Here is a 16,587-nt window from a genome sequence, read left to right on the forward strand (position 1 = left end):
GGCCGGGACACGGCCCGCTCAGCAGGCGATGACGGATCAACACACGCTCGCCGCGCCACCTGACGCCGAGCTGGTGGCAGGGGTGCGGTCCGGGGACGAGCACGCGATGGCGCAGCTGTACGAGCGCCACCGTGCGGACGCGCTGCGCGTGGCCAGGATCGTCAGCCAGGACACCGACGCCGACGACCTGGCCGCCGAGGCGTTCGCCCGCGTGATCGCCAAGATCACCGAGGGCGGCGGCCCGACGTCGGGCTTCCGGCCCTACCTCCACACCGTCATCCGCAACCTCAACATCGAGCGGCGCCGCCGGGCCGGACGTGAGCAGGCGGCATCCGACAAGCCGTGGCTGCTCGACTCGATCGACGAGGCCGAGCCCGAGAGCTTCGATGACGTCGACGCCGATCTGGCCGCTCGCGCCCTGCGCTCCCTGCCCGACAACTGGCAGCAGCTGCTGTGGAAGCTCGACGTCCAGGGCAACAAGCCCGCCGAGGTCGCTCGCGAGCTCTCCATCCCCGTGGCCTCGGTCTCGAGCACCGTCTACCGCGCGCGCGAGGGCCTACGCGTGGCGTACCTCGAGCAGCACGTGCCCCGCGCCGACGACGGTCGCTGCGAGTGGACGCGCGACCGCCTCAGCCGGCTCGCGCGGGGCAGCCTGAGCTCGCGCGCGACCGCGAAGGTCCACCTCCACCTCAACCAGTGCGCCGAGTGCGCCGCGCTCTACGACGACCTCCACCGGCTCAACACCAAGCTGGGCGCCTTCGTGTGGCCCCTCGTGCTCGCGGGAGGCGTGTCCGCGGGTGGGTTCCCGTGGTCGGTCGGCGCTGCCGTGTCGCCACCGCCGTCGGGAGGTCCTTCCGGCTCGGGCACCGGCGCCGGCACGAGTGCCGGCGGAGTCGTCGCGGGCGCACCGGTGGCCGCCGTCGCCGCCGGGATCGTGGCCCTCGTCGCCGTCGTGGCGGCCGGTGCCCTCTGGCTGACGACCAGCTCGGCCGAGCCGTCCGCGACCCCAGCGGTGACTCCTGTCCTGGATTCCGTCGGCGAGGGAGCCCGCGCGAAGCCCACGACCCCGGCCCTCCCCACGGCGGGACCCCTGGGCCTCCTCTCGACGCCGCTCGGCGTGACGGAGCTGCCGTCCGGTGAGGACGAGCCGCAGGCGCCCTCGCCCACCGATCCCCCGCCGTCGAACGACGCGCCCGCGCGCGACCCAGCACCCGAGCCCACCCCGGCCCCCACACCCCAGCCGACCGAGCCCGAGCCGACCGAGCCGGAGCCGACCGAGCCGGAGCCGACCGAGCAGCCGACCGAGCAGCCGCCGGCCGAGCCGGTCGACCTCGGTGTCGGCGAGCCCACCGTCGTGGCGACGGGCGAGGATCTCCAGTGGGAGCTGACCGTCCCGATCCTCGCGCAGGAGGGTGCCGCCGCCGAGTCGTTCACCCTGAGCGTCGACCTGACCATGAACGGCGTGGCCGGATTCGTGGGGCGGCGCTCGGCCGGGTGGAGCTGCGGCCCCATCGAGGAGGGCGGCTCGAACGGCGAGCCCTACTTCTTCGAGTCGGTGACGTGCGAGTACACGTACCAGCCGGGCCAGGCCGTGGCGCCGCTGCAGCTCGTGCTCATGTCCGTCGAGCCCTCGGGAACCGTCACGGTCCGTGGCGCGGGCAACGCCGACCCCGACCCGTCGTCGGACTCGCGCCAGTTCTGATCGGTGGCGCCCGCCGCCCAGCCCTTGCCCAAGCCCTGCACCCACTTTTGTGACGTGGTTCGGCCGCCAGAGCTCACCCGGGCCGAATGGCGTCACAAAAGTGGGGTCCGAGGTGGGCGCGCGGCCAGCGACGCCGGGTCAGCGGAGGCGCTGACCCTCCTCCGCCTGGTCCTCGCCGAGGGAGGCCATCACGTCGACCAGCTCGGCCTGCAGCCTCGGGCCGAGCTCGCCCCACCCCTTCTCGTAGCCGTAGAGATCGCGCAGCGACTCCGACGAGCGCTGGCCGTCGAGGATGTCGATGTCGTCGGCGGTCATCAGCCCCGGGTGCACGACGCCCACGGCCTCGGAGACCTTCAGCAGGTCGCGCCGCAGGGCCAGCACGTAGTTCGCGAGCCGGTCCTTCTTCGACGTCGGGTCCAGCCCGCGGGTGTACCGCGGGTTCTGCGTCGCGACCCCCACCGGGCAGTGGTCGGTGTGGCACTTCTGGGCCTGGATGCAGCCGATCGACAGCATCGCCTCGCGCCCGACGTTGACCATGTCGGCGCCCAGCGCGAAGGCAACCAGGGCGTTCTCGGTGAGGCCCAGCTTGCCCGCGCCGATGAACGTGAGGTCGTCGGTCAGGCCCGCCACGGCGAAGCGCTTGTAGACCTCGGTGAACGCGATCCGGAACGGGTAGGCCACCGAGTCGGCGAAGATCATCGGCGCCGCGCCCGTGCCGCCCTCGCCGCCGTCGATGTTGACGAAGTCGACCCCGCGCTCCCGGGGCCCCATGCGGTCGATCAGCTCGTCCCAGAAGTCCATGTTCCCCACGGCCGACTTGATTCCCACCGGGAGTCCGGTGGCGTCGGCGACGGCCTCGACGAAGTCGAGCATCGAGTCCACGTCGTCGAAGGCCGTGTGCCGGCTCGGGGAGGCGCAGTCCACGCCCTCGGGGATGCCGCGGATCCCGGCGATCGTCCGGTCGACCTTGGCCCCCGGGAGCATCCCGCCGAGGCCGGGCTTCGCACCCTGCGAGAGCTTGATCTCGATGGCGCGGACCGGCGCCGACTGCACGAGGTCGACGAGCCGGCCGAGGTCGAACCGCCCGTGCTCGTCGCGGCAGCCGAAGTAGGCGGTGCCGATCTGGAAGACGAGGTCGCCGCCGTGAAGGTGCGCCGGAGCGATCGACCCCTCCCCCGTGTTCTGCATGCACCCCGCGATGGCCGCGCCGGCGTTGAGCGCCTGGATGGCCGGCGCGGACAGGGCGCCGAAGCTCATCCCCGAGATGTTCACCACCGAGGCGGGACGGAAGGCGTGCCGCCTGCCACGAGGCCCACCGAGCACCTTCGCGGACGGCAGCGGCATCCCCTCACTGCCGTGCGGTGCAGTGGTGGCGCCGGGTCCGGAGAACGTGCGGTGCTTGATGATCGGGTAGCCGACCACGTGCTCGACGTCGTTGTCGGTGCCGAACCCGAAGTAGTTGTTCTCGCCCTTGGAGCTGGCGTAGACCCAACGCCGCTGGTCACGCGAGAACGGGCGCTCCTCGTCGTTGCTCGTGACGATGTACTGGCGCAGCTCGGGACCCACGGTCTCGACCCAGTAGCGGAAGTGCCCGAGGACCGGGAAGTTGCGCAGGATCGCGTGCTTCTTCTGCGTGAGGTCGTAGGCGACCACGCCGCCGAGCGCGGCGGCCGCCAGCCCCGCGAGACCCGCACCCGCCCGTGTGACTGGTTCCATGCCTCAGGTCTAACCCCCCGCGTGCCCGCTGTCGACTCGACGGGCAGGAGGCGAGGTCGTCAGTCCTCGTCGACGGGCTCGCCGGTCGGGTCGTCCTTCCGGACGTCGAGGTGGGCGCCGCCCACGGGACCGTCGGGCCAGTCCACGAGGGTCCACCCGCTCCGCGGATCTCCCTCGAGCTCGACCAGCCCCGTGTTGGGCAACGGCGAGCGCTCGACGAAGTCGGCGTCGAGGCCTTCGACCCTCGCGCTGGTCCACGTGCGGATCGCGGCACCGTGCGACACGGCCAGGACCGTCCCGGCACCCGACCTCGAGATGTCGGCGATCGCCGCGTCGTAGCGGTCGAGGAACTCGTGGCCGTCCTCGCCACCGGGCATCCGTGCTGTCAGCCGGCCGCGCGCCCAGGCGAAGGCCGTGTGGAGGTAGGTCATGTGAGCGTCGTGGTGACCGGCCATCTCGAGGTCGCCCGCGCCGATCTCACGCAGGCCGTCCAGCTCGGTCGGCTCGAGCGACCTGGCCGCGATCAGTGGCGTGGCCGTCAGGGTGGTGCGCTGCAGGTTCGAGACGAACACGGCGTCGATCGCTCGCGCCCGGAGCGCGTCGGGAACGGCCTCGGCCTGCCTCACACCCAGATCCGTGAGCCCGGCGCCCGGGACGGCGGTGTCGAGCAGCCCGTTCACGTTGGACGGCGTCTGGCCGTGGCGCAGCAGCAGGAGTCGCATGCCTCCACCCTGTCATCCGCGGCCTGCCACTTTTGGAAGGGGTTCCACGTGCCAATCGCGAATCCGCGTGAATCTGGTTCCAAAAGTGGGGAGGGGGCGTGGCGCTGGTCTAGGCCCTCGCGCGGCCGCTGTCGACTCGCTCGGGAACGATCCCGCCGTCGGGGGCGCCGGGTCCGTGCCGCAGCTCCAGGTCACGCCCGCGCAGCCGCCCACCGCAGTCGGAGCACGTCAGCTCGGCGTGGGCGACGTGGCCGCAGGAGGCATGGACGATCTCCACCGGCGCGCCCTCGGGAGCGAGCCACCGGTCGCCCCACTGGCGCAGCATCGTGAGGACGGGCCACAGGTCGCGCCCCTTCTGCGTGAGGACGTACTCCGACCGCGGGGGCCGTTCCGAGTACTGCACCTCCTCGAGGATCCCGTGCTGGACGAGCGTCTGCAGCCGCGCGGACAGGACGTTGCGGGCGATCCCCAGGCGCGACTGGAACTGCTCGAAGCGGGTCACGCCCATCAGGGCATCGCGCAGGATGAGCGGGGTCCACCACTCGCCGATCACCTCGAGGCTCTGGGCGATCGAACAGTTCATCTCGGAGAAGCTGCTGCGGCGCATGCCCTCACTGTAGTCAGTTGCACCACGCAACGCACTAGGTCTACTGTGCGTTGCGTGACACAACTGACTACGCGGACCGCCCCGCCCCGCGCCGTGATGGCGGTCGTCGCCGTGGGCGTCCTGCTCTCCGGGTTCGACCTGTTCATCGTCAACGTCGCGCTCGGCGACATCGCCGCCTCGCTCGGCGAGGGCGACCTCGCCGACCTGTCCTGGATCCTCAACGCCTACGCGATCACCTTCGCGGCGCTGCTCGTGCCGGCCGGCCGGATCAGCGACCTCATCGGCAGCAAGAACGGGTTCCTGGCCGGCCTCCTGGTGTTCACGCTGGCGTCCGCCGCGTGCGCGTTCAGTCCGGGACTCGGCACCCTCGTGGCGTTCCGGATCGTGCAGGCCGCGGGCGCGGCGTTGATGATCCCCTCGTCGCTGGGCCTCGTGCTGACCGCCTTCCCGGCCGAGAGCCGCGCGGGCGCGGTGCGGCTGTGGGCAGGTCTCGGTGGCGTCGGCGCCGCCCTCGGCCCTGTCGTCGGCGGCGTCCTCGTGCAGGCCGACTGGCGGTGGATCTTCCTGGTCAACGTCCCCCTGGGGATCGCGGCGGCGGTCGTCGGCTGGCGCGTGCTGCCCGAGACGGTCGGGCATCCCGGCCGGCGCCCCGGCTTCGTCGGAGCCCTGCTGCTGGTGGTCACCGTCGCCACCCTCGTCCTGCTCCTGGTCGAGGGCTCCGAGTGGGGCTGGACCTCGACGCGGACCCTGACGGTCGCCGCGATCGTGGTGCTCGGGCTCGCGCTCAACGCGTGGGCCGTGGCGCGATCCGCGGACCCGATCGTCAGCCTCGACCTGCTCCGGACGCCGCACTTCGCCTCGATGAGCCTCACCCTGCTGGCCTTCCACGTGTCGTTCGGCGCGATGCTGCTGTCCGTCGTGCTGTGGCTGCAGGACGTCTGGGGCCTCTCAGCGCTCCAGACCGGCCTGGGCGTGGCACCGGGTCCGCTCCTGGTGCCCTTCGTGGCGGTCTACGGCGGCCGGCTGGTGTCGGCGATCGGCCCACGGGCCGTGATCGCGCTCGGCACCTCCGTGTTCGCCATCGGCGTGGCGTCGTGGGCGCTGCTCGCCGGACCCTCGACCTCGTACGCCGCGACGATCCTGCCCGGCATGCTGCTGACCGGCATCGGAGTGGGACTCGTGGTGCCGCCTTCCATGGCCCTGGGCTGCAGCGAGCTGCCACCGGAGCACCACGGCACGGGGTCTGCCGTCCTGCAGACCGCGCGCCAGGTGGGCATCGCGGTGGGCGTCGCCGCTCTCGTCGCTGTCCTCACCGCGCAGCCGGTGGGTGCGGACGCCTTCCAGGTCGCCTGGTGGATGACCGCCGCCTTCGCCCTCGCGGCGAGCCTCACCGCGATCGGACGGTCCACGCGATGACCGCCGTGATCGCCGACGTGCTCGACGGTGCCCACGACGTCGACCTGCAGCCGTTCAACGGCTTCGGCGGCCTGCAGGGCGGGGTCGTCGCCGCCATCCTCCTGCGCGAGATGCGCGCGGTGGCGTCTCCCGACCTCGTCCCGATCGAGCTGACGGCGCACATCATGCGACCGGTCACTGAGCGACTCCGGGTACGGCCCGAGCTCACGCACGACGGTCGCTCGACGAAGCTCGCCACCGCGATCGCCACCTCCGGCGACAGCACCGCGGCCGTGGCGACGGCGGTGCTGGCGGCGCCGCGCCGTCCGGACGTCCCGACGGACCCGGGCCGGCCACCCGTCGTGGACTTCCCTCTAGAGGAGGCCCGGCGCTTCGTGGTGCCGCCGGAGTTCGTGCCCATCAGCACCCGGATCGAGATCCGGCCCGCCACCGCTCCCCTGCCGTTCTCCGGATCCACCGATCCGAACCTGTGCGCGTGGATCCGGATCAACGAGCGGATCGAGGACCCGTGGGAGCGGCTGCTCATCCTCGCCGACGCGCTCGCCCCGTCGTTCTCGGCCGTCCTCAGCCAGGAGCGTCGGATCCCCACGGTGCGCACCACCGTCCGCTTCACGCCCGAGGTGGCCACGGAAGAAGTGGACTGGGTCCTCGTCGACTCCACCACGGTCGACGCGAGCGGCGACGGCTGGCTCACCGAGGACATCCGCATCTGGACCCCGGACGGGGTGCCGCTGGCGACGTCGTCGCAGCTGCGGACCCTGCGCTAGCCGGCCCTGATCAGCGGGCGGCCTCCAACCGGAGCCCCTCGAGCAACAGATCGAGGCCGGCTCGGAACTGGTCGGCGTCGTCGTGACCCTCGAACTCGTCGGCGATCAGGTTCAGGAACGGGTACTGCTGCGGATCCAGCGCCCTCCACCGGTCGGCGTACTGCGCGATGTAGGTGTCGCGATCCAGCTCGCCGGCCAGGATCTCCTGCGAGGGCTGCCGCCCCAGGTCGGCGGCGACGCCGATGACGTACCCCAGGACGGCCGAGACGGCGTGGAACGACTGGCGCGGCGTGAGGTCGAGTCGCAGGACCTGCTCGCCGATCCGCTCGTAGACCATGAGGGCGTTGGGCTGGACCTCGACATTGCGCATGAAGTACGCAGCCAGCCACGGCCGATCGACGATCGCACCGAAGAGCGTGACGGCGATGGCACGCAGGTCGTCGATCGGATCGGCGCCTCCTGCGAACGGCTCCGTCTCGGTGAGCACTCCGGCCAGCACGTGGTCCGTGGCCCGGTCCAGCAGCTCGTCCTTGTTGGCGACGTACCAATAGATGCTGGCGACGCCCCCGCCGATCCGCGAGGCGAGGGCCCGGAAGGTCAGCGCCGACTCGCCCGACTCGTCAAGGATCGCGACGGCCTCGCCGATCACGGCCTCCATCGAGTGCGAGGCACGCCGTCGCGCGCCCTCGGAACGGCGTTGTGGTGCTGACATGGCGACCATCACATCACATCCTCGTGCTCGGGCCTTGCATCGGATCGAACGTCGTTCTATCGTATCGAACAGTGTTCCATTATGGAACAGCGTTCGACTGGAGATCCCCTGCATGAACTCACTCACCGCCACCGCGCCGAGCCGCACCTACCCCACACTCACGTCCGCGTGGATCCCTCTGTCGGCGTTGTGTCTGGCCTTCTTCGTCGAGATGGTCGACAACACCCTGCTCACGATCGCGCTGCCGACGATCGGGCGCGATCTCGGCGGCGGCACCACCGCCCTGCAGTGGGTCACGGGCGCGTACTCCCTCACGTTCGGCGGGCTGCTGCTGACGGCTGGGTCGGTCGCGGACCGGCTGGGGCGCCGCCGCGTCCTGCTCGTCGGCCTGGCCGCGTTCGGCCTGGTCAGCCTGGCCGTCATCGTCGTGAGCTCCGCCGGCGAGCTCATCGCCCTGCGCGCCGCGCTCGGCCTCACCGCCGCCGCGATGGCCCCGATCACCAACTCGCTCGTCTTCCGGCTGTTCGACGACGAGACCCTGCGGATGCGCGCGATGACCGTCATGATCGTCACTGGCATGAGTGGCTTCATCCTCGGGCCGCTGCTCGGCGGCACCGTCCTGGCCCACTTCAGGTGGGAGTGGCTGCTGGCCGTCAACGCCCCCATCGCGCTGATCGCCTGGATCGGCGTGCGGCTGGGCGTGCCCGCCGACCGGCCCGAGGACCTGACGCAGGACAGGCTCGACGTGCCCGGCGCCGTCCTCAGCATCACCACGATCGGCCTGGCCTGCTACGCCTTGACCAGCGGCGTCGAGCACGGCTGGTGGTCAGCCGTCACGTGGGCCTGCGTGCTCGGGTCGGGACTCGCCCTCACCGCCTTCGTCATGCACGAGCGGCGCACCGCTCAGCCGATGCTCGACCTCTCGGTGTTCCGCTCCGGCACCATCCGGGGTGCCGCTCTCGCCCAGGTCGGCACGTCGATCGCGATGGCCGGCGTGATGTTCGGACTGATCCTGCACTTCCAGTACGCGTGGGGCTGGAGCCCGGTCCGGGCCGGCCTGGCGAACCTGCCGCTGATCGCCACCATGATCCTCGCGACCCCGATCTCCGAGTCGCTGGCGAAGCGCTACGGGCACCGCATCGCCTGCCTCGTCGGCGCTGGATTCCTCGCCGGCTCCCTCGCGGGCTTCGCATGGTCCGTCGACCACGGCTACCTCCCGATCGCCTTCTTCATGGTGACCTTCACGATCGGCCTGCGCACCGTCATGACGATCTGTGCGGTCGCCCTCGTGACAGCGATGCCGGAGAACCGCACGTCGGTCGCCGCCGCGCTCAACGACACCGCGCAGGAGGTCGGCACGAGCGTCGGCACGGCCATCGTCGGCACGCTCATCGCCGTGCTGGTGACGACGACGCTCCCGAACGGGGTCTGGAGCAGCGAGCTGGTGGCCTCGTTCTTCCACGGCGAGCGCCTGGTCTACGCGACCCTGGCGGTCGTGGTCGGCCTCGTGGCCGGCTGGGGCGCGCTCACCCTGACGGACTCACGCTCCACCGAGGAGCACCCCGCCTGAGCGCACCGCGCACTAGGCTCGCGAGCGTGAGCACGCGTGACTCTGTCGGCTTCGCCGCGATCGTCGGAGGTCTCGCCGGGGCCGCCCTCGCCTCGGGGCGCGGCGCTCGTGCGGTCGCGGTCGCGTCGGCCGCAGGAGCAGCCGGACTCGCCGCGTCCGAGGCGGTGGCCCGGGCTCGTCAGGGCAAGGACGAGATCCCGGCCCTGTGGCAGCGGATCGCCGTGAGCGCGGCGCTCGCGGCACCGCTCGGCTGGGTGGCCGATCGGGCCGGCGCCGGACCGAGGGCGATCAGCACGGTCACCGGCGCGGCGATCGGCGCACTCGGCCTTCGACCGCAGAAGGTGGCGATGGGTCCCGTGGTCGGTGCCGCGGTCGGCCAGGCACTGAACCGCAGCGGAGCCTCCGGCGCGCTGACGGCTGCCGTGACGGTCGTGGTCCAGCGCGGCGCCTCGGCACTCGTCTTCCGCGACCCGCAGGTGAGCCTGCTCGCCGAGCGCGCCCACGCCGCCGACCTGCCGTTCGTGGTCCCCCGCCCCGCCCGGTCGAGGTTCGTCGGCACCGACTACGTCCGCGAGCTCGCCGACGAGATCGGCGGGGAGTACACCGCCGATCACGGGGACACCGGCATCGTCGCCTCACTCGACGCCCTGGCGGGACCGGGGTTCGACCCTCAGCACGTCGACCCGCTCGTGCGGGAGTTCTACGAGCACACCACCCGGTTCGCCCTCGACATCGTCCCGCGGTGGCGCGCCTGGGTCCGCCCGGGCTACCTCCTCTACCGCCGCCTCGTCGCGCGCCCGCTGGGTCAGGCGAGCATGCCGATGAACCAGCGCGAGGCCCAGCGCGGCATCCGCAGCCGCATCGACACGATCTCGGGCGTGGACGGCACCGTGTCCGTCCGCGGCTGGATCCGGTCGTTCGCCGACGACGACGAGCCGATCATGCTCGGCATCTACACGACCTACGCCCACGAGGGAGCGGGCTACGTCAGCGTCGGCTTCCCGCTCCCCGAGGGCAGCTTCACCGCCACGCTGCGCCCGCGCTCACGACCCGACGGCGGCCTCACCCTCACGAGTCGCGTCGACGACGGCCAGGCCGGGCACTACCTCTCCTACGTCGACACGACCGCCGACGAGTTGACCACCCTGGCCGTACCCGGCTTCGAGGAGGAGCTCGACGTGTTCGTCCGCGACGGCGCCCTGCGCGCCGAGCACGCGTTCCGGCTCTTCGGCTTCGGATTCCTCGTCCTGGACTACCGGATCACCCGGAGGTCCTGATGGGCCGTTGACGCCGCGCACGCGCAGGAGCACCGTGGACGGATGAGCACCCAGCTCGACGTGGACTACCTCGTGGTGGGCGCCGGGGCCATGGGGATGGCGTTCACCGACGCCCTGGTCGACCACTCGGACGCACGCGTCGCCCTCGTCGACCGCCGGCACGCCGCCGGCGGCCACTGGCTCGAGGCGTACCCGTTCGTCCGGCTGCACCAGGCCTCCGCGTTCTACGGCGTCGCGTCCACCCTGCTCGGCGGCGGGCGACTGCAGGAGAGCGGCCCCGAGCAAGGCCTGCAGGAGCGCGCCACCCGGAACGAGATCTGCCGCTACTTCGAGTCCGTCCTGACGGCGCTGACCGACTCCGGCCGGGTGCAGTTCCTGTCCGGCTGCGAGTACACCGGCGACCACACGGTGGTGTCGCTGGTCTCCGGAGAGCGGTTCAGCGTGCCGGAGCACTGCCGGATCGTCGACGCCCACTACCTGGCCCCGAGCATCCCGGCGGAGCAGCCGCCGCCCTTCGCGGTCGAGGACGGGGCACGCGTGATCGCGGTCAACGACCTCGCCCGGCTGGAGGAGGCGCCGAGCGAGTACGTCATCGCCGGGGCGGGCAAGACCGCGACGGACGCCTGCATCTGGCTCCTGGCGCACGGCGTGGATCCTGACCGGATCACGTGGGTGCGCCCCCGGGATCCGTGGATGTTCGACCGCGCCGCGATCCAGCCCGATCCCGCGATCTTCCTGGGCATGGTCGCCGACCTCATGGAGGCCGCCCGCGGGGCAGCCTCGCCCGAGGACCTCTTCCTGCGACTCGAGGACGCTGGGATCATGCTGCGGATCGATCGCGACGTGGCGCCCACGATGGCGAAGTGCCCCACCCTCGGCCGCTGGGAGCTGGAGCAGCTGCGCTCCCTCGAGCACGTCGTCCGCCACGGCCACCTCACTTCGGTCGCTCCCGGGCGCCTCGGTTTCGCCGACGCGTCCGTGCGGGTGGCGCCCGACGCCGTGGTGGTCCACTGCGCCGCGGACGGCCTGAAGTACCCGCCGCTGGTGCCGATCTGGGGCCCGGACGCGATCACGCTGCAGCCGATCCGCGCGGGCTTCCCGTGCTTCGGGGCGGCGCTCGCCGGCTACGTGGAGGCGACCCGCGACGACGATGGCGCGAAGAACCGCCTCTGCGCCCCGACGCCCTACGGCGACTCGATGCGGCAGTGGATCGCGATGACGGTCCTCGGCGGCCGCTCTGCCGCCGCGGCGACCTCCGAGCCCGATGTGAAGGCGTGGTCGAACGGCGTCGCCCTCAATCCCGCACGCATTCCCGAGGGATACTCCTCAGCAGCCCTGGACGACGCGCGCGAGCGCCTCGCGGCCCACGGCGGCCCCGGGATGGAGCGCCTCGCGCAGCTCGTGTGACGGCGCGACCGGCTCAGTAGCGCACCCGGTCGGCACGGCCGAGCCACGCCTCGAAGGGTCGTGCCGCGGCGTCCGTGCGTGCGCTCACCACGGGGACGCCCCACGTCGACCGGTCGCGGGCGAACAGCTCGTAGAACTCGCGGTCGTCGAATCCCCCGTCGGCGGCGTCGTCGCGATCGGCCGCGTGGACGATCCGGTCGACGCGTGCCCACAGTGAGGCTGCCAGGCACATCGGGCACGGCTCGCAGGACGCGTAGAGCGTCATGCCGGACAGGGAGAAGTCACCGAGCGCCCGGCCCGCGGCACGGATGGCGACGACCTCGGCGTGGGCCGTGGGGTCGAAGTCGCGGGTGACCCGGTTCTGGCCCGCGGCGACCAGCTCTCCGTCGCGCACCAGGACGGCCGCGAACGGACCACCTCCGGCCTCCACGTTCTCGACCGCGAGATCGATCGCCATGGTCAGCCAGCGCGCGTCGTCCGGGTCCGTCATGGGGCGAGCGTAAACGCTGTTCACCGCCGCTGAGTCCTTCCGGGTCCACAATGGCCAGTAGCGGCCTGTCAGCCCGACGGGTCGTGGCTCCCGGAAGGAAGCGTGAGATGGCGAAATTTCTGATCTCGTTCGTTGAGGGCGCGATGCAGGTCTCCGAGGACGAGCTGCCCGAGGTGGTGATGGCCGCTCACGCCGTGGTCGACGAGGCCAAGGACGCCGGCGTCTGGATCCTCGGCGGTGGCCTGAAGAACCATTCCGAGGCCACCCTCGTCACGCCCGAGCGCACTCTCGTCGACGATCCCGAGCCCTCCGCGAACGGCGCCATCGCCGGCTTCGCGCTCATCGAGGTGCGGACGTACGAGGAGGCCCTGGAGTGGGCCGCCGAGATCGCGGCGGCCTGCCGGTGCGACCAAGAGGTGCGCGAGCTCCTGCCGAGCGCCCGGACCTGACCGGGTCGAGGTCGACGTCCTCGAACTCGATCTCCACGTACGTGAACCAGCCCCGCGGGTCGCGCCACCGGCCCACTCCTGAGGAGACCACGTGGTGGCCCTCGTCGTCGGTGTGGCCGGCGAGCGGCGTCGACCAGGTCTGCGGCACGAACTCCGTCCCGTCCTCCGAGGCACGGAAGCGGTCGTCGGACACGAAGTTGACCAGCCGGTCCCCGTCGAACGTCAGCACCGCCGTGACCGTCTGCCGCCCGTTCGTGAACTCGCCCCGCACCTGACGGTCGTCCAGCGGGGTCCACCGGATCGGCGCCCCGACGATCGCGCCCGGGGTCAGCACCACGAGATCGTTGAAGACCGTGACCGTCTCGCCCTGGTCGAGCTCCGGTCCCGAGGCGTCGAGGACCGTGGCCACCGAGAGCACCTTGGCCCGCATCGACGCCCGCGCCCCGGCGTAGCCGTGCAGCACGAGCACCGGCAGCGAGTACCGGCTGGCCTCCATGAGGAAGATGCGGCGGGGGTCGGCGCCGAACGTGTTGACCTGCTTGCCCGCGAAGTCCATCCACGGTGCGTCCGGGCCGGTGCGGATGCGACCGGTGAACTCGGCCCGGACGCTCGTGGGTCGCGGCCGGCCGACGGCACCCGAGCTGCGGACGTAGGCCGCGACGGGCGCGGGCAGGCCGTCGAGGTCCTCCTCCGTGATCACCGGAGCGAGCGCGTCCGCCTGGGCGAGCGCCTCCTGCACCTGCTGGTGCCACTGCGCGTGGAAGCTGAACGGGCCCCGCAGCAGGAACGAGTACGCGGCCACCACCAGCAGGAAGACGTTGACCACGGTGCCGGAGCCCGAGACGTCCCACGAGGTCAGGATCGCGACCTGCGAGACCACCGCCGCGACCACCGCCAGCAGCCACCAGCCGACCACCCGCCCGAGGGCGGCGAACAGGGCCGTGACCAGCAGGAGCACCGCGGCGACGAGCCACAGCAGGCCCAGCCCGGTGGACTTCTCGAGGGTGGGATCGTCGGCCCATCCGAATCTCTCGGCGGCCCCCAGGAGGTGGATCAGGCCGTGGACGGTCACCAGCGCCACGACGGTCCACCGAAGGAGATTCGTCATCGAGATCACTCCCTTCCTCCACTGTCCTCCCGGAGCGGGTCACCCGCCACCGAACGCGCACCCTGTACAAGCCGGGCTCCCGTCCACGACGATCGACGGGAGGACGAGAGGAGCACCGATGCCGCACTCCCCCACCGATGGTGAGCCGGCGATCCTCGTCGACGGACTCGTCAAGCGATTCGGCTCGTTCCCCGCGCTCGACGGACTCGACCTGAGCGTCGCGGCCGGCGAGGTCCACGGATTCCTCGGCCCGAACGGTGCCGGCAAGTCCACGACCATCCGCGTGCTGCTCGGCCTGCTGCGCGCGACCTCGGGCACCGTGCGCCTGCTCGGCGGCGACCCGTGGCGCGACGTCGTTGCCCTGCACCGCCGGCTCGCGTACGTGCCCGGCGACGTCGTGCTGTGGCCGGGCCTTTCGGGCGGCGAGGCCATCGACCTGCTCGGGAACCTGCGCGGCGGCCTCGACGAGCGGCGACGCGCCCACCTGCTCGAGCGGTTCGAGCTGGACCCCACGAAGAAGGGGCGCCAGTACTCCAAGGGCAACCGGCAGAAGGTGGCGATCGTGGCGGCGCTGGCCGCCGACGTGGAGCTGCTGATCCTCGACGAGCCCACGTCCGGCCTCGACCCGCTCATGGAGGCGGTGTTCCAGGACGAGATCGCGCAGGAGAAGGCACGCGGCCGCACGATCCTGCTGTCGAGCCACATCATGAGCGAGGTCGAGGCGCTCGCCGACCGCGTCAGCATCATCCGCGCCGGGAGGGTGGTCCAGACCGGCACGCTCGACGACCTCCGCGGGCAGACGCGCCTCACGATCAGCGCCACGCTGTCGCGGGTGCCGCACGAGCGCCTCGACGTCCTGCACGACGTGCACCTCGACGAGCACCAGCGGCTGACCGCCACCGTCGAGCCCGCCCGCATCAACGAGGCGATGGCCGCGCTGACGCCCCTCGGGATGACGGCACTGACGGTGTCTCCGGCGTCGCTGGAGGACCTGTTCCTGCGGCAGTACGGCGACACCGGCGAGGACGCCGGATGACGACCGCCGTCAGGGCCGCGCCGCTCACCGGGACCCGCCCGCTGCTGAAGGTGTCGCTGCACCAGGACGCTCGCCTCATCGCGCCCTGGGTCGTGCTGATCTCCGTGCTGTCGGCGTCGTCGATCCTGGCCTACGCGTGGGTGTTCCCCGACGCGGACGACCGTCACGCGCTGGCGGCGACGCTCGGCTCGAATCCGGCACTGTCGCTCGTCTTCGGACCTGCCCGGGACCTCATGACGGCCGACGGGTTCAACGCCTGGCGCGCCGGCCAGCTGGGCGCGTTCTTCGCCGGTCTGATGGCGATCCTCATCGTGGTGCGCAACAGTCGCGCCAACGAGGACTCCGGGCAGGCCGAGCTCATCGCGTCGGGGGTGATCGCGCGCCATTCGCGGCTCGCCGTCGCCGTGCTCATGGCGGCCGTCGCGGCCGTCGCGCTCGGGGTGTTCTGCTTCGTCGTCACGGTCCTGTGCGGCGGCGGCCTGGTGCCGACGCTGATTCTCTCGGCCAGCTTCACCGCGTCGGCGCTGATGTTCGCGGGCGTCGCGGCGGTGACCTCGCAGCTCGCGTCGGAGGCGCGGACCGCCAGCAGCATGGCCGTGGGCACGCTCGGCGTCTTCTACGTCCTGCGCGGCTACATCGACTCGAGTGACTTCCCCGACTGGGTCACGTGGCTCACGCCGCTGGGGTGGCTCGAGGAGACCCGGCCCGCCACGGAGAACGACCCGTGGCCGCTGCTGCTGGCGCTGGCCTTCGCGATCCTGCTCGTCCTCGCGGCGTTCGCCCTGCAGGGCCACCGCGACTTCGGTCAGGGCATGGTCGCCACCCGCCCGGGGCCGGCGCGCGCCGGGCTGGCCGGCAGCGCGTGGGGCCTGGCGTTCCGGCTGCACCGAGGCCTCCTGCTGACCTGGCTCGTGGGCTTCGCCGGCCTCGGGCTGCTCTTCGGCAACATCGCCACCTCGATCGGCGACCTCATCGCCGAGAACCCGGCGATCGGCGCCGTGCTGGCCGCCGGGGGCTCGAGCAGCCTGACCTTCGCGTTCCTCATGACGATCCTGCAGATCATCGCGATCATCGCCGCCGCCATGGGAGTGCAGATCGTGCTGCGTATCCACGCCGAGGAGATGGACGTCCGCGTGGACCCGCTGCTGGCCACGTCGCTGCGGCGGCCGACCTACCTGGCCAGCAATGCCCTCGTGGCGTTCGGGTCCACGGCGGTGGCGATGCTGGTCGCGGGCACCACGCTCGGTCTCGTCGCGTCGGCCGAGGACGACACGGTGGCGTTCGGCGACGTGGTGGCGCAGGCCGCGGTGACGATCCCCGGCGTGTGGGTCCTGGTCGCGCTCGCACTGGCTGTGGTGGGAGCGGCGCCGGCGAAGCGCCTCGTCGGCTGGCTCGGCGTGGTCGCCACGTTCGGCCTCACGATCCTCGGCCCCACCTTCAACCTGTGGGACTGGGTGCTCGACATCAGCCCGCTGCGCCACGTCCCCGACGTCACGTCCGCGTCGCCCGAGTGGAGCGGCCTGGCCTGGCTCGCCGGCTTCATCGCTCTGTTCACCACGATCGGCTTCGCCGGCTTCCGCCGGCGCGACATCGCCCGCACCTGACAGG

General features: G+C 71.9%; 15 protein-coding genes. 9 read left to right on the forward strand and 6 right to left on the reverse strand.

From position 1 onward, the window contains the following. The first annotated feature begins 28 nt into the window (after window positions 1-28). The gene (locus tag B5D60_RS02290; protein ID WP_172806233.1) at window positions 29-1,702 is read left to right on the forward strand and encodes a sigma-70 family RNA polymerase sigma factor; all 1,674 of its coding nucleotides are present in this window, start codon (window positions 29-31) and stop codon (window positions 1,700-1,702) included. Between the two features lie 138 nt (window positions 1,703-1,840). Here B5D60_RS02290 and B5D60_RS02295 read toward each other — a convergent pair whose 3' ends face one another. From B5D60_RS02295 to B5D60_RS02305, 3 genes are all read right to left on the reverse strand, one after another. Beyond that, a complete protein-coding gene (locus B5D60_RS02295) occupies window positions 1,841-3,418 on the reverse strand; it encodes an FMN-binding glutamate synthase family protein (RefSeq protein ID WP_078698649.1) in 1,578 nt (525 codons plus the stop codon). Window positions 3,419-3,477: 59 nt separating this feature from the next. Next, the gene (locus B5D60_RS02300) at window positions 3,478-4,140 is read right to left on the reverse strand and encodes a histidine phosphatase family protein (protein ID WP_078698650.1); all 663 of its coding nucleotides are present in this window, start codon (window positions 4,138-4,140) and stop codon (window positions 3,478-3,480) included. A 109-nt stretch (window positions 4,141-4,249) separates the two neighbouring features. Then, on the reverse strand, window positions 4,250-4,747 hold the full coding sequence (locus tag B5D60_RS02305; RefSeq protein ID WP_078698651.1) for a winged helix-turn-helix transcriptional regulator: 498 nt from the start codon (window positions 4,745-4,747) through the stop codon (window positions 4,250-4,252). A 54-nt stretch (window positions 4,748-4,801) separates the two neighbouring features. On the opposite strand from B5D60_RS02305, the gene B5D60_RS02310 reads away from it, so the two are divergent. Both B5D60_RS02310 and B5D60_RS02315 read left to right on the forward strand, forming a co-directional pair. Beyond that, complete coding sequence (locus B5D60_RS02310) at window positions 4,802-6,163, forward strand: MFS transporter (protein ID WP_197684372.1); 1,362 nt, start codon at window positions 4,802-4,804, stop codon at window positions 6,161-6,163. Beyond that, window positions 6,160-6,930: an acyl-CoA thioesterase gene (locus tag B5D60_RS02315; protein ID WP_078698653.1), complete on the forward strand. Its 771-nt coding sequence runs from the start codon at window positions 6,160-6,162 to the stop codon at window positions 6,928-6,930. Before B5D60_RS02310 ends, B5D60_RS02315 begins: the two co-directional genes overlap by 4 nt. 10 nt (window positions 6,931-6,940) lie before the next feature. On the opposite strand, the gene B5D60_RS02320 is transcribed toward B5D60_RS02315, so the two are convergent. After that, window positions 6,941-7,642 carry a TetR/AcrR family transcriptional regulator gene (locus B5D60_RS02320; protein ID WP_078701239.1) on the reverse strand — a complete coding sequence of 234 codons (702 nt, stop codon included), beginning with the start codon at window positions 7,640-7,642 and terminating at the stop codon, window positions 6,941-6,943. A 112-nt stretch (window positions 7,643-7,754) separates the two neighbouring features. Here B5D60_RS02320 and B5D60_RS02325 point away from each other — a divergent pair, with 112 nt between their 5' ends. The 3 genes from B5D60_RS02325 to B5D60_RS02335 are packed head-to-tail and all read left to right on the forward strand — an operon-like array spanning window position 7,755 to window position 11,896. Next, complete coding sequence (locus B5D60_RS02325; RefSeq protein ID WP_078698654.1) at window positions 7,755-9,212, forward strand: MFS transporter; 1,458 nt, start codon at window positions 7,755-7,757, stop codon at window positions 9,210-9,212. 26 nt (window positions 9,213-9,238) lie between these two features. After that, window positions 9,239-10,489 (forward strand): hypothetical protein, encoded by a 1,251-nt coding sequence (locus tag B5D60_RS02330; RefSeq protein ID WP_078698655.1) that lies wholly within the window; start codon window positions 9,239-9,241, stop codon window positions 10,487-10,489. Window positions 10,490-10,531: 42 nt separating this feature from the next. Beyond that, a complete protein-coding gene (locus B5D60_RS02335) occupies window positions 10,532-11,896 on the forward strand; it encodes an NAD(P)-binding protein (protein WP_078698656.1) in 1,365 nt (454 codons plus the stop codon). Between the two features lie 13 nt (window positions 11,897-11,909). Here the strand turns inward: B5D60_RS02335 and B5D60_RS02340 are convergent, their stop codons facing one another. Continuing rightward, window positions 11,910-12,386, reverse strand: coding sequence for a nucleoside deaminase (locus B5D60_RS02340; protein ID WP_078698657.1), 477 nt, complete (start codon window positions 12,384-12,386; stop codon window positions 11,910-11,912). A 107-nt stretch (window positions 12,387-12,493) separates the two neighbouring features. On the opposite strand from B5D60_RS02340, the gene B5D60_RS02345 reads away from it, so the two are divergent. Beyond that, window positions 12,494-12,835, forward strand: coding sequence for a YciI family protein (locus B5D60_RS02345; RefSeq protein WP_078698658.1), 342 nt, complete (start codon window positions 12,494-12,496; stop codon window positions 12,833-12,835). Here B5D60_RS02345 and B5D60_RS02350 read toward each other — a convergent pair. Continuing rightward, the gene (locus tag B5D60_RS02350) at window positions 12,726-13,943 is read right to left on the reverse strand and encodes a DUF6544 family protein (protein WP_153302843.1); all 1,218 of its coding nucleotides are present in this window, start codon (window positions 13,941-13,943) and stop codon (window positions 12,726-12,728) included. The genes B5D60_RS02345 and B5D60_RS02350 overlap by 110 nt on opposite strands. 118 nt (window positions 13,944-14,061) lie before the next feature. On the opposite strand from B5D60_RS02350, the gene B5D60_RS02355 reads away from it, so the two are divergent. Together B5D60_RS02355 and B5D60_RS02360 are read left to right on the forward strand one after the other, a co-directional pair. Next, complete coding sequence (locus tag B5D60_RS02355) at window positions 14,062-14,979, forward strand: ABC transporter ATP-binding protein (protein ID WP_078698660.1); 918 nt, start codon at window positions 14,062-14,064, stop codon at window positions 14,977-14,979. Continuing rightward, window positions 14,976-16,583, forward strand: coding sequence for an ABC transporter permease (locus B5D60_RS02360; RefSeq protein ID WP_078698661.1), 1,608 nt, complete (start codon window positions 14,976-14,978; stop codon window positions 16,581-16,583). The genes B5D60_RS02355 and B5D60_RS02360 overlap by 4 nt, the downstream gene beginning before the upstream one ends. Window positions 16,584-16,587 lie beyond the last annotated feature (4 nt).

The organism is Aeromicrobium choanae, from assembly GCF_900167475.1.
Classification (GTDB): Bacteria; Actinomycetota; Actinomycetes; order Propionibacteriales; family Nocardioidaceae; genus Aeromicrobium; species Aeromicrobium choanae.

Excerpts from the sequence above, each read along its gene's own strand:
- B5D60_RS02290 (WP_172806233.1), top strand. The coding sequence starts at position 29 with ATGACGGATCAACACACGCTCGCCGCGCCACCTGACGCCGAGCTGGTG.
- B5D60_RS02295 (WP_078698649.1), bottom strand. The coding sequence starts at position 3,418 with ATGGAACCAGTCACACGGGCGGGTGCGGGTCTCGCGGGGCTGGCGGCC.
- B5D60_RS02300 (WP_078698650.1), bottom strand. The coding sequence starts at position 4,140 with ATGCGACTCCTGCTGCTGCGCCACGGCCAGACGCCGTCCAACGTGAAC.
- B5D60_RS02305 (WP_078698651.1), bottom strand. The coding sequence starts at position 4,747 with ATGCGCCGCAGCAGCTTCTCCGAGATGAACTGTTCGATCGCCCAGAGC.
- B5D60_RS02315 (WP_078698653.1), top strand. The coding sequence starts at position 6,160 with ATGACCGCCGTGATCGCCGACGTGCTCGACGGTGCCCACGACGTCGAC.
- B5D60_RS02320 (WP_078701239.1), bottom strand. The coding sequence starts at position 7,642 with ATGTCAGCACCACAACGCCGTTCCGAGGGCGCGCGACGGCGTGCCTCG.
- B5D60_RS02325 (WP_078698654.1), top strand. The coding sequence starts at position 7,755 with ATGAACTCACTCACCGCCACCGCGCCGAGCCGCACCTACCCCACACTC.
- B5D60_RS02335 (WP_078698656.1), top strand. The coding sequence starts at position 10,532 with ATGAGCACCCAGCTCGACGTGGACTACCTCGTGGTGGGCGCCGGGGCC.
- B5D60_RS02340 (WP_078698657.1), bottom strand. The coding sequence starts at position 12,386 with ATGACGGACCCGGACGACGCGCGCTGGCTGACCATGGCGATCGATCTC.
- B5D60_RS02345 (WP_078698658.1), top strand. The coding sequence starts at position 12,494 with ATGGCGAAATTTCTGATCTCGTTCGTTGAGGGCGCGATGCAGGTCTCC.
- B5D60_RS02350 (WP_153302843.1), bottom strand. The coding sequence starts at position 13,943 with ATGACGAATCTCCTTCGGTGGACCGTCGTGGCGCTGGTGACCGTCCAC.
- B5D60_RS02355 (WP_078698660.1), top strand. The coding sequence starts at position 14,062 with ATGCCGCACTCCCCCACCGATGGTGAGCCGGCGATCCTCGTCGACGGA.
- B5D60_RS02360 (WP_078698661.1), top strand. The coding sequence starts at position 14,976 with ATGACGACCGCCGTCAGGGCCGCGCCGCTCACCGGGACCCGCCCGCTG.